General features: G+C 72.5%; 8 protein-coding genes and 1 pseudogene. All 9 read right to left on the bottom strand.

Annotation, left to right across the window (positions count from 1 at the left end; translation table 11 throughout):
* Positions 1–361: 361 nt before the first annotated feature.
* The gene (locus F9B16_RS45415) at positions 362–1,219 is read right to left on the bottom strand and encodes a TIGR03936 family radical SAM-associated protein (RefSeq protein ID WP_192809321.1); all 858 of its coding nucleotides are present in this window, start codon (positions 1,217–1,219) and stop codon (positions 362–364) included.
* A 189-nt stretch (positions 1,220–1,408) separates the two neighbouring features.
* Positions 1,409–3,331, bottom strand: coding sequence for a TIGR03960 family B12-binding radical SAM protein (locus F9B16_RS45410; protein ID WP_151546481.1), 1,923 nt, complete (start codon positions 3,329–3,331; stop codon positions 1,409–1,411).
* Between the two features lie 72 nt (positions 3,332–3,403).
* A complete protein-coding gene (gene rodA, locus F9B16_RS45405) occupies positions 3,404–4,588 on the bottom strand; it encodes a rod shape-determining protein RodA (protein WP_151546480.1) in 1,185 nt (394 codons plus the stop codon).
* A gap of 73 nt (positions 4,589–4,661) precedes the next feature.
* Complete coding sequence (gene mrdA / locus F9B16_RS45400; protein ID WP_151546479.1) at positions 4,662–6,734, bottom strand: penicillin-binding protein 2; 2,073 nt, start codon at positions 6,732–6,734, stop codon at positions 4,662–4,664.
* Positions 6,731–7,330: a rod shape-determining protein MreD gene (gene mreD / locus F9B16_RS45395; protein ID WP_151546478.1), complete on the bottom strand. Its 600-nt coding sequence runs from the start codon at positions 7,328–7,330 to the stop codon at positions 6,731–6,733. Before mreD ends, mrdA begins: the two co-directional genes overlap by 4 nt.
* A gap of 1 nt (position 7,331) precedes the next feature.
* On the bottom strand, positions 7,332–8,345 hold the full coding sequence (mreC, locus tag F9B16_RS45390) for a rod shape-determining protein MreC (RefSeq protein ID WP_151546477.1): 1,014 nt from the start codon (positions 8,343–8,345) through the stop codon (positions 7,332–7,334).
* Between the two features lie 54 nt (positions 8,346–8,399).
* Positions 8,400–9,434, bottom strand: coding sequence for a rod shape-determining protein (locus tag F9B16_RS45385; protein ID WP_151546476.1), 1,035 nt, complete (start codon positions 9,432–9,434; stop codon positions 8,400–8,402).
* 238 nt (positions 9,435–9,672) lie between these two features.
* Positions 9,673–10,083: a nucleoside-diphosphate kinase gene (ndk, locus tag F9B16_RS45380; RefSeq protein ID WP_151546475.1), complete on the bottom strand. Its 411-nt coding sequence runs from the start codon at positions 10,081–10,083 to the stop codon at positions 9,673–9,675.
* A gap of 45 nt (positions 10,084–10,128) precedes the next feature.
* Positions 10,129–10,719: pseudogene (locus F9B16_RS51800) on the bottom strand (hypothetical protein); the annotation flags it as partial.

Raw genomic sequence — 10,719 nt, 5'->3', positions numbered from 1 at the left:
CGGCTCGCCCGGCGGCGCGAGCGCGACGTCACGCCCGCGGCGGCGCCGTTCTCGCCGCCGTTCCCCGTTCCCGCGCCTCCGGCCGCGGTTCCGGCGGTTCCAGTGGTCTCTTCGGTGCCTTCGGCGTTGGCCGCATCGGCTTCGTTATCAAGCATCCGGGCAATCTCCCGTCAGGCTCCCGGGCGCGACCGCTCGTTCCGCCAGGGGGCGGTCCGTGCGGTGCGCCGCGCGGGAGCGCTCCGTCAGTCATCGGCGTCGTCACCGCCGGACGGTGGTCCGGTCGTGACGACGAAGTCGTCGGGGGTGCGCCCGCCGTCCCCTGCGGGACCGGTTCCGTGTCGCCACGGCTTCGGTCTCACGATCAGGCGCTGACGGCATCCGCGCTCGCGGGGTCCCCGGGGCGCGGCCGCGCGCCGCCGGCCGGGCCGGCGTCGTCGCCGGTCGGCAGGCCGGTCTCCCGGTCCGGATCCAGGGGATCCGCGAGGCCACCGGTGGCCGCGTCCAGGGGCCCCTGCGCCAGCCTGGTCACCAGCGGTGGTGACGGCGGCGCGAGGTCGGCGACCTGGCGCAGTCCGGTGAGGATGTCGTCGGGTCGTACGGCCGGTGTGGAATGCCGAACAACCATTCGAAGTATCGCACAAGGGGCATCCGCCGCCTCCGCGGCGCGCCGGTCCAGCTCACAGGAGGACACGGCAGCGCGCACGTCGAACCGGCGCCGCCCCTTCTTGGTGAGGCGCTCGACCTCGATGCTCCCGGCGGCCATGAAGGCGGCCACGGCAGCGGCGGCGGCGTCCTGCGCCACCCCGTCCAGCCGGATCCGCCATTCGGACGCCTCGAGCCGATCGGCGAGCGCGGCCGGTCTGGCCTGCGCGTCGCCGGCGCGTCCCGGCCCGGCCGGCACGACATCCACGATGTCGAGCCCGGGGGGCAGGGCCGCGTCGAGATCGGCCTGCACCCGCGCAGGGTCGCGGGTCTCGGTCAGCCCGATCTCGAGGTACTCCGCCTCGCTGGCAACCCCGGTCGCCGCCGCACCCGCGTACGAGATCTTCGGGTGGGGGGTGAATCCGCCGCTGAACGCGACAGGGATCCCGGCGCGCCGTACGGCGCGTTCCACGGCCCGGGAAATGTCGCGGTGGCTCGTGAACCGCAGCCTGCCGCGCTTCGCATAGCGCACGCGCAGTCGCTGGATCACGGGGGCCGGCGCCGGTCCCTCCGGCATGGGTGCCAGGGTTCTGGTCCTTCCTACTCGTGCCGAGTCGAAAAACAAGGTCTCCCTATAGAGTACGGGGCGGCGGGCATCGTTGCGCCGGGCCCCTTCCCCCGAACCGCGGCGCCCGCGCAGGCCACGGGCCCGAAAAGCCTGATTCCAGGGGCGTTTCGCGGGCGTGCCGCGCGGTGCCGGCCGTCGTCAGACGACCGAAAGCGGAAGCAGCTTCCGGCCCGTCGGGCCGATCTGGATCTCCGTGCCCATGGTCGGGCACACGCCGCAGTCGTAGCAGGGCGTCCAGCGGCAGTCCTCGACCTCGGTCTCGTCGACGGCGTCCTGCCAGTCCTGCCAGAGCCACTCGCGGTCCAGGCCCGCGTCGAGGTGGTCCCAGGGCAGCACCTCGACCTCGTCGCGCTCCCGGACGGTGTACCAGTCCAGGTCGACGGGCTCGCCGGCGAAGGCCTTCTCGGCGCACGCCGTCCAGCGCTCGTAGGAGAAGTGCTCGCTCCAGCCGTCGAACCGGCCGCCGTCCTCCCACACCGCGCGGATGACCTTGCCGACGCGGCGGTCGCCGCGCGACAGCAGGCCCTCGACGATGGACGGCTGCCCGTCGTGGTAGCGCAGGCCGATCGCGCGGCCGTACTCCTTGTCGCCGCGCAGCTCGTCCTTGAGGGCCTTCAGGCGGCGGTCGACGGTCTCGTGGTCGCACTGCGCGGCCCACTGGAACGGGGTGTGCGGCTTCGGCACGAACCCGCCGATCGACACCGTGCAGCGGATGTCCTTGCGGCCGGTCGCCTCGCGGCCCGCCTGGATGACCCGCTTCGCCATGCCCGCGATCGCGAGGACGTCCTCGTCCTCCTCGGTGGGCAGGCCGCACATGAAGTACAGCTTGACCTGCCGCCAGCCGTTCTCGTACGCGGTGGTGACGGTGCGGATCAGGTCGTCCTCGGTGACCATCTTGTTGATCACCTTGCGCATCCGCTCGGAGCCGCCCTCCGGCGCGAACGTCAGCCCGGACCGCCGGCCGCCGCGGGAGAACTCGTTCGCGAGCGTGATGTTGAAGGCGTCCACCCGGGTGGACGGCAGCGACAGCGAGGTGTTCGTGCCCTCGTAGCGGTCGGCGAGGCCCTTGGCGACGTCGCCGATCTCGCTGTGGTCGGCGCTGGACAGGCTGAGCAGCCCGACCTCCTGGAACCCGGACTCCTTCAGCCCCTGCTCGACCATGTCGCCGATCGTGGTGATCGACCGCTCCCGCACCGGACGGGTGATCATCCCGGCCTGGCAGAACCGGCAGCCGCGGGTGCAGCCCCGGAAGATCTCCACGCTGAACCGCTCGTGCACCGTCTCCGCCAGCGGCACCAGCGGCTTCTTCGGGTACGGCCACTGGTCGAGGTCCATGACGGTGTGCTTCTCGACCCGCCACGGCACGCCCGGACGGTTCGGCGCGACCCGCTGGATCCGCCCGTCGGGCAGGTACGTCACGTCGTAGAAGCGCGGCACGTACACCCCGCCGGACGCCGCGAGCCGCATCAGCAGCTCGTCGCGGCCGCCGGGCGACCCCTCGCCCTTCCACTCCCGGACGACCTCGGTGATCGCCAGCGCGATCTCCTCGCCGTCGCCGAGCACCGCCGCGTCGACGAAGTCGGCGATCGGCTCGGGGTTGAACGCCGCGTGCCCGCCCGCGACCACGATCGGGTGCTCGCCGGTGCGGTCCGCCGCGTCCAGCGGGATGCCCGCGAGGTCCAGCGCCGTCAGCAGGTTGGTGTAGCCGAGCTCGGTGGAGAACGACACCCCGAACACGTCGAACGCGGCGACCGGGCGGTGCGCGTCGACGGTGAACTGCGGGATGCCGTGCTCGCGCATGACGGCCTCCATGTCGGGCCAGACCGAGTAGGTCCGCTCCGCCAGGACGCCCTCCCGCTCGTTCAGGATCTCGTAGAGGATCTGGACGCCCTGGTTCGGCAGCCCGACCTCGTAGGCGTCCGGGTACATCAGCGCCCACCGGACGTCGGTGCCGTCCCAGTCCTTGACCTGCGAGTTCAGCTCACCGCCGACGTACTGAATCGGCTTCTGCACGCTCGGGAGCAGCGGCTCCAGGCGCGGGAAGAGCGACTCGACAGGCATGGCGGTGTCCTCCGTGCTGCAGACATGGGATGAACGCCCAGCCTACCGCCGCCCGCCCAGTCGAACGGGCGGCTAGTCGAAGGGACGGCGGCGGATGTGCACGGCCTGCAGCAGGCCGAAGGCGATCATGTTGGCGAACGTCGCGGACCCGCCGTAGGACACGAACGGCAGCGGCAGGCCCGTGATCGGCATGATGCCCAGCGTCATGCCGACGTTCTCGAACGTCTGGAACGCCAGCCAGCACACCACCCCGGTCGCCACCAGCGTGCCGAACAGGTCGGCGGCCTGGGACGCGATCCGCAGCCCCCGCCACAGCACGACGCCGAGCAGCAGGACGATCACGGCGGCGCCGACGAAGCCGAGCTCCTCCCCCGCGACCGTGAAGATGAAGTCGGTCTGCTGCTCCGGCACGAAGTGCCCGCCGGTCTGCTGGCCGTTGAACAGGCCCTTGCCGAACGGGCCGCCCGAGCCGATCGCGATCCGCGCCTGCTGGGCGTTGTAGCCGGCGCCGCGCGGGTCCGCGGACGGGTCGAGGAACGCGGTGAACCGGTCGATCTGGTACTTCTTCAGCAGCCCGAAGAAGAACACCGCGGCCCCGGCCGCCGCGCCGCCGGCGACGAGCCCGACCAGCCAGCGCTTCTGCGCCCCGGAGACCGCGAGCATGCCCAGCACGACGGCGATGAACACCAGCGTGGTGCCGAGGTCGGGCTGCAGCATGATCAGGACGCCGGGCACCCCGGCGAGCGCCAGCGCGAGCAGCACGTCCCGGCGGCCCGGGCCGATCTCCCCGTCCCGCGGCTCGCCGAGGATCATCGCGAGCAGCACCACCAGGCCGACCTTCGCGAACTCCGACGGCTGGATCTGGAACCCGCCGCCGATGACGATCCACGAGTGCGACCCGTTGATCGTGGAGCCGAGCGGGGTCAGCACCGCCAGCAGGCCGACGCACGCCAGCGCGTACAGGATCGGGACGTAGGCGCGCAGCAGCCGGTAGTCCAGGACGGTGACGACGCCGCCCAGCACGAAGCCGATGAGCAGGTTGAGGATGTGCCGCTTGAGGAAGCCCTCGGGGTCATCGCCGTGCTCGAGTGCCAGCTGGAACGTCGCGGACCGCACCAGCAGCGCCCCGACCACCGACAGGACCAGCACGGTGACGGTCAGCGGCCAGTCCAGCTTCCGCAGCCCGGCGAGCCTCCCCTGCCACAGGCTCCGGTCGCCGTACCCGCCGACCGACCCGGCCCCGGTGCTGTTCAGCATCGCCCCGCTCCGATCGGCGGCTCGCCGCCGCCCGCGCCCGCCTCGCGCCCCGCGCCCGCCTCGCCCGCCGCGGTCACGGCGCGGTCCCCTGGACGGGCGCGCTCGGCAGGTCGGACGGCAGCTTCCCGTCCTTCAGCAGCGGCTTCTGCTTCTTCGTCCCGTACATGGCCTCCCAGATCTCCCGGACGGCCGGCGCCGCCGTCACGGCGCCCTGCCCGCCCTGCGCGACCATGACCACCACCGCGTACCGCGGGTGCTTCACCGGGCCGAACGAGGCGAACCACGAGTTGTCGTCCTTGCCGTAGACCTCCGCGGTGCCGGTCTTGCCGGCCACGTCGACCTTCTTGAAGTCGAAGCCGTTGAACGCCCCGGCCGCCGTACCGCTCTTGGTGACGCCCGCGAGGCCGCTGCGGATGTAGGCCAGCACCTTCGGGTCGACCGGCAGCTTCGCCGGCTGCGGGTCGGCGATGCGCCGCTCGATGCCGCCGTCCGGGCGCATCACCGCGAGGCCGAGGCGCGGCGTCAGCAGCTTGCCGCCGTTGGCGACCGCCGCGTACGCGCGGACGAGCTGCAGCGGCGTGACCAGCACGTCGCCCTGCCCGACGGAGAAGTTCGCCGCGTCACCGGCGCGCCACACGTACCCGTCGACGCAGTTCTCCGCCGCGACGGCCTTCAGGTACGCGGCGCGCGCCGGGTCGGTCTTCTGCACGTCGGGGAAGCCGGTCTTGGCGGCCTTGCAGTCGCCCTTCTTGGTGGCGTCCCAGTAGTCCTTCTTCCACCCGCGGTCGGGGATGCGGCCGCTGGACTCGCTCGGCAGGTCGATGCCGGTGGCCTTGCCGAACCCGTAGTCGCGGGCCATCTTCACCATCGGGTCCGACGGGTTCTTCTTCGGGTGCATGCCGCCGTCGCGCAGCCACTCCTCGTACGCGAACTTGTAGAACACGGTGTCGCACGACTTCACCAGCGCGGTGTGCAGGTTCATCGAGCCGAGCGCCTCGCCCTCGAAGTTGTGGAACGCGCGGCTGCCGACGTCGAACGACCCGGGGCACTGGTAGGTGCCGTTCAGCGGGTAGCCGTCGCCGACCGCCGCCGCCACCGACGAGATCTTGAAGGTGGAGCCCGGCGCGAACTGGCCCTGGGTGACCCGCGAGATCAGTGGCTCGCCCTTCTTCTTGCCGAGCAGCGCGTCGTACTCGTCCTGGGAGATGCCGCCGGTCCAGATGCTGGGGTCGTAGGTCGGGTAGCTGGCCATCGCGACCATCCGGCCGGTCTGCACGTCCATCACCACGGCGGCGCCCGCGTCGGACGGGTGGCCCGCCTTGCGGCCGTTCTCGATCGCGTGCTTCAGCGCCTTCTCCGCCGCGCCCTGCACCCCGGCGTCGATGCTGGTGACGAGGTTGCCGCCCGGCACGGCCGCCTTCTCCTCGGCGGTGCCGGTGACGCGGCCCTGGCTGTCGACCAGCACCCGGCGGAACCCGGGCTCGCCGCGCAGCGCCGCGTCGTACTGGGCCTCCAGCCCGGCCCGGCCGATCAGGTCGACGCCGCTGTAGCCGGTGACCTTCAAACCCTTGCGCTTGTCGAGCTCCTCCTGGGTGATCGGCTGCAGGTAGCCGAGCACCTGCGCGGCGGTCGCGCCCTCGGGCCGCGGGTAGTCGCGGACGGCCTGAACCTGCGCGGTCACCCCGGGGAAGTCCTCCTGCCGCTCCATGATCTGCAGCGCGCGCTTGGGGTCGACGTGGTCCTCGACGGGGATCGGCTGGTACGGCGAGCCCGGCCAGCACGGCCGCTTGATGCCGGGGCCGCACAGCCGGATGCGGTTCGCGACGTCCTGGTAGGTGGTGCCGAGGACGCCGGCCAGCCGGTCCAGCACGGCCTTGCCGCCGTCCTTCTGCCGGGACAGGGTCGTCCGGTCCACGGACACGACGAGCGCGCTGCGGTTGCGGACGAGCGGGATCCCGCGGTCGTCGAGGATCATGCCGCGGACGGCCGGGACGACGATGTCGCGGGTGCGGTTCTGGTCGGCGAGCTGCTGGTAGTGCGAGCCGTCGAGGATCTGCATGCTCCACAGCCGGCCCATCAGGACCAGCAGCAGCAGCCCGACCAGCACGTACAGGACGACGAGACGGAAGTGCGTTCTCGGGTTCACAGGCCGCCGCCCCGCCCCGACATCGCGCGGTAGCGGGCGGCGGGCACCGACAGGCGGTCCCCGCGGGAGCGCTCGCCGCGCTCGTACCTGCGGGTGACGCGCAGCACCGCCCACACGACGAACGGGCTGGCGACCACGTCGTAGCCGACCTGCAGCGGCACCATGCTCGACACGGTGTCCCACTGGGCGCGCGGATCGCCGAGGATCATGCCGGTCACCGCGTACAGCACGGTGCCCGCGAGGGCGCCGGCGGCGACCGCGAAGAACGGCACGACCGTCTGCCGGTCCATCTCGGCGGACGCGATGCCGCACAGGTAGCCGATGAGGCAGTAGACGAGCGCGTAGCGGCCGATGGTGTGGTCGGCGGGCGGGATGATGTCGGCGGCGAGGCCCGCGAGGAACCCGGTGACCATCCCGGTCATCGAGCCGAAGACGAGCGCGAGCGCCACCACCGCCAGCAGCACCAGGTCGGGCTGCACGCCGCCGGGCAGCGGCAGCCGGTTGGCCACCGACACCTGCAGGATCAGCGCGACCACGACGACCAGCACGGTGGTGACGGTGCGGCCGGTCTGCGACGTCTCCGGTGGGTTCAGCACGTCATCCCCCCGAGCTCGGGTTCGCGGACGGGGTGGCGGTGCCGTCCGCTTCGGTCTTGGGTCCCTTCTTGCCCTTCTTCTTCTTTTCGCCGGGCGAGCCGCTGGGGGACGGCGTCGGGCTCGGCGACGGCGGCGGGGCGGGCTTGGCCGGCAGTACCGCGTCGCGCGGGTCGGTCTTCGGCGGGGCCACCACGACGGCGACCACGTCCAGGCTGGTGAAGTGCACGAACGGCTTGACGTAGGCGGTGCGGGTCAGCCCGCCGGACGCGGCGTCGATGCGCTCCACGGTGCCGATCGGGACGCCCGGCACGTACGGGCGCTCGCCCTGCGAGCCGAGCGTGACGAGCCGCTGCCCGACCCGCATCGGCGCGCTCGCGTCCAGCAGCTGGAAGCGCAGCGGGGTGGCGCCGCCGCCGAGGCCGCGCCGCCCGGTGCCCTGCACGATGCCGATCTCCTTGGAGTCCTCCAGGCGGGACCCGACGGACGAGGTCTGGTCGGTGGCGAGCAGCACGGTCGCGGTGGCGGGGCCGACCCGGGTGACCCGGCCGACGAGCCCGTCCGCGCTCATCACGGTCATGTCGGGGCGGACGCCGCTGCTGCTGCCCGCGTCGATGGTGACGGTGTCCTCGAAGCCCTGCCCGGCGGAGATCACCTGCGCGGCGAGGATCTTGTAGCCGCCCATCCCGGCGGTGCCGAGCAGCCGCTGCAGCTGCGCGGAGCGGCCCTGGTCGAGCCGGGTGGAGCGCAGCTGCTCGCGCAGCCGCTGGTTGTCGCGGGCGAGCCGGTCGGCGCGGCGCTTCTCGCCCGGCGCGTCGGTGATCGCGTCGAAGGTGTTGCCGACGGGCCGCACCACCGACGCCGACGCCCGCTCGACCGGCCCGAACACGGCCGCGCCGACGCTTCTCAGCCCGCTCAGCGGCGAGTGGTCGCCGCCGCGGTAGTCCACGGTGATCATCGCGAGGGCCGCGACGAGCAGCACGCCGAGGACCGCGCGGGTGCGCCGGGTGTCCTTCACCCACCGACCTCCGGATTCTGTGGTCGCCGCCGGTAGTTCAGTGCCGCGGCCGGTTCAGTGCCGCGACTCCGGTACGAGGACCTGCCGGAGCGACTCGAAGTCCTCGACGCACTTGCCGGTGCCGAGCACGACCGAGTCGAGCGGGTTGTCCACCAGGTGGATCGGCATGCCGGTCTCCTCGCGGAGCCGCTCGTCCAGGTTCTTCAGCAGCGCGCCGCCGCCCGTCAGGGCGATCCCGCGGTCCATGATGTCGCCGGAGAGCTCGGGCGGGCACTTGTCGAGCGTGGTCTTCACCGCGTCCACGACGGCGTTGACCGGTTCCTCGATCGCCCGCCTGACCTCCTCGGCGGAGATCACGACGGTCTTGGGCAGCCCGCTGACGAGGTCGCGGCCGCGGATCTCGGCGTGCGGCTCCTCGTCGCCGCCGGGATAGGCGGACCCGATCGCCATCTTGATCTCCTCGGCGGTCCTTTCCCCGAGCATCAGCGAGTACTCCTTCTTGGAGAAGGAGATGACCGCCTGGTCCAGCTCGTCGCCGCCGACCCGCACCGACTGGCTCGTCACGATGCCGCCGAGGGAGATGATCGCGACCTCGGTGGTGCCGCCGCCGATGTCGACCACCATGTTGCCGGTCGGCTCGTAGACGGGCAGCCCGGCGCCGATCGCGGCGGCCATCGGCTCCTCGATGATGTACACGCGCCGGGCCCCGGCCTGGTAGCCGGCGTCCTTGACGGCGCGCTGCTCCACCCCGGTGATCCCGCTCGGCACGGCCACCACGATCCGCGGCTTGGCGAAGTGCCGGCGTTTGTGGACCTTCTGGATGAAGTAGCGGAGCATCCGCTCGGTGACGTCGAAGTCGGCGATCACACCGTCCTTGAGCGGGCGGACCGCCACGATGTTGCCGGGCGTGCGGCCGATCATCCGCTTGGCCTCGATGCCCACCGCGACGATCTTGCCGGTGTTGGTGTTGATCGCGACCACGGACGGCTCGTTGAGGACGATGCCGCGCCCCCGCACGTACACGAGCGTGTTGGCGGTGCCAAGGTCGACCGCCATGTCACGGCCGAGAAACGACAGCTTGTTACCCATGAAGAAAGGGAGCCCTTCATGATTGTCGGGCGTGTATAGCGGCGTGTCCATCGTAACGTGCAGGCGCGCTCGCGGGCAGTCGCCCCCGCTCCGCGCGTCGCCCAAAAAACGGGTCCTGAGCAGCCCGCTTTTGGCTAAAGCAACGCGGGCCGGAGAACTCCGGCCCGCGTGTCGTGCGCGACCCGTCCCACGGCCTGCCGGACGTGGCGGGGTTCCAGGGGACGGCCCCTGGAGGAGGTCAGCCGAGCTCGGGGAAGAAGAGCTTGATCTCGCGCTCGGCGGAGTAGGTGGAGTCGGAGCCGTGGACGATGTTCTCGCCGATCTCCAGGGCGAAGTCGCCGCGGATGGTGCCGGGCGTGGCGCTGACCGGGTCGGTGGCGCCGGCCAGGGCGCGGAACGCCTCGATGGCGCGCGGGCCCTCGACGACCATGGCGACGAGCGGGCCGCCGGTGATGAACTCGACCAGCTCGCCGAAGAACGGCTTGTCGGCGTGCTCCTCGTAGTGGGTCTCGGCGGTCTCGCGGGCGAGGGTGCGCAGTTCGAGCGCGACGAGCGTCAGGCCCTTGCGCTCGATCCGGGAGACGACCTCGCCGACGACACCGCGCCGGACGCCGTCGGGCTTGACCAGGACGAGAGTGCGCTCGGACACGTGTGTTTCTCCTTGAGGAATTCAGATTGGGTGAGCGCGCGAATCCTACCCGGCTTCCGGGGCGGGAGCGGATTCGGCGGCGCGGCCGTGGTGCCGGGCGGCGCCGCGCCGTTGTCCGGCGCGGTCGTGTCGTTGTCCTGCGCGGTCGTGCCGTTGTCCGGCTCGGCCGTGTCGTTCTCCGGCGCGCCGGTGCCGGGCGATGACGCGCAGGGTGAGGGCGGCGAGCAGGACGGCGGCCGCGCCGGCGACGAGGAGCCAGGCGCGGTAGCCGGCGGCGAGCGCGTCGAGGTGCCCTGGGCCGGCGGGCGCGTCCGCGCGCCGCAGCCGGTCCGCCTGCAGCGAGAGCACGAAGAGCTGTCCGGTGAGGACGGCGGGGAAGCACAGGGAGAGGCCGAACAGCGCCGCGCCGACCTGCGCGTCCCGCAGGGAGGCGGCGAGGGCGAGGCCGGCGCCGGTGCCGAGCGGGACGAGCAGGACGACCGGGGTCCAGCGTCCGGTGGGCCCGGCGGCGAGGGCCAGGGCGATGCCGGTGGCCATCAGGGCGTACCCGGCTCGGACGGCGGCGCGGGGGCGCGCGCGGGACGCGGCGAGCGCGCCGGTCACCGCGGCGAGGGCCGCGGCGGCGGACGGCAGCGG

The sequence above is a fragment of the Actinomadura montaniterrae genome (assembly GCF_008923365.1).
Taxonomy (GTDB): domain Bacteria; phylum Actinomycetota; class Actinomycetes; order Streptosporangiales; family Streptosporangiaceae; genus Spirillospora; species Spirillospora montaniterrae.
The sequence above is the reverse complement of the archived record's forward strand: the minus strand, read 5'-3'. Positions and strand labels throughout refer to the sequence as shown.

Bases quoted from the DNA above. Each gene is read 5' to 3' on its own strand.
- F9B16_RS45415 (WP_192809321.1), bottom strand. From the start codon at position 1,219: ATGCCGGAGGGACCGGCGCCGGCCCCCGTGATCCAGCGACTGCGCGTG.
- F9B16_RS45410 (WP_151546481.1), bottom strand. From the start codon at position 3,331: ATGCCTGTCGAGTCGCTCTTCCCGCGCCTGGAGCCGCTGCTCCCGAGC.
- rodA (WP_151546480.1), bottom strand. From the start codon at position 4,588: ATGCTGAACAGCACCGGGGCCGGGTCGGTCGGCGGGTACGGCGACCGG.
- F9B16_RS45385 (WP_151546476.1), bottom strand. From the start codon at position 9,434: ATGGGTAACAAGCTGTCGTTTCTCGGCCGTGACATGGCGGTCGACCTT.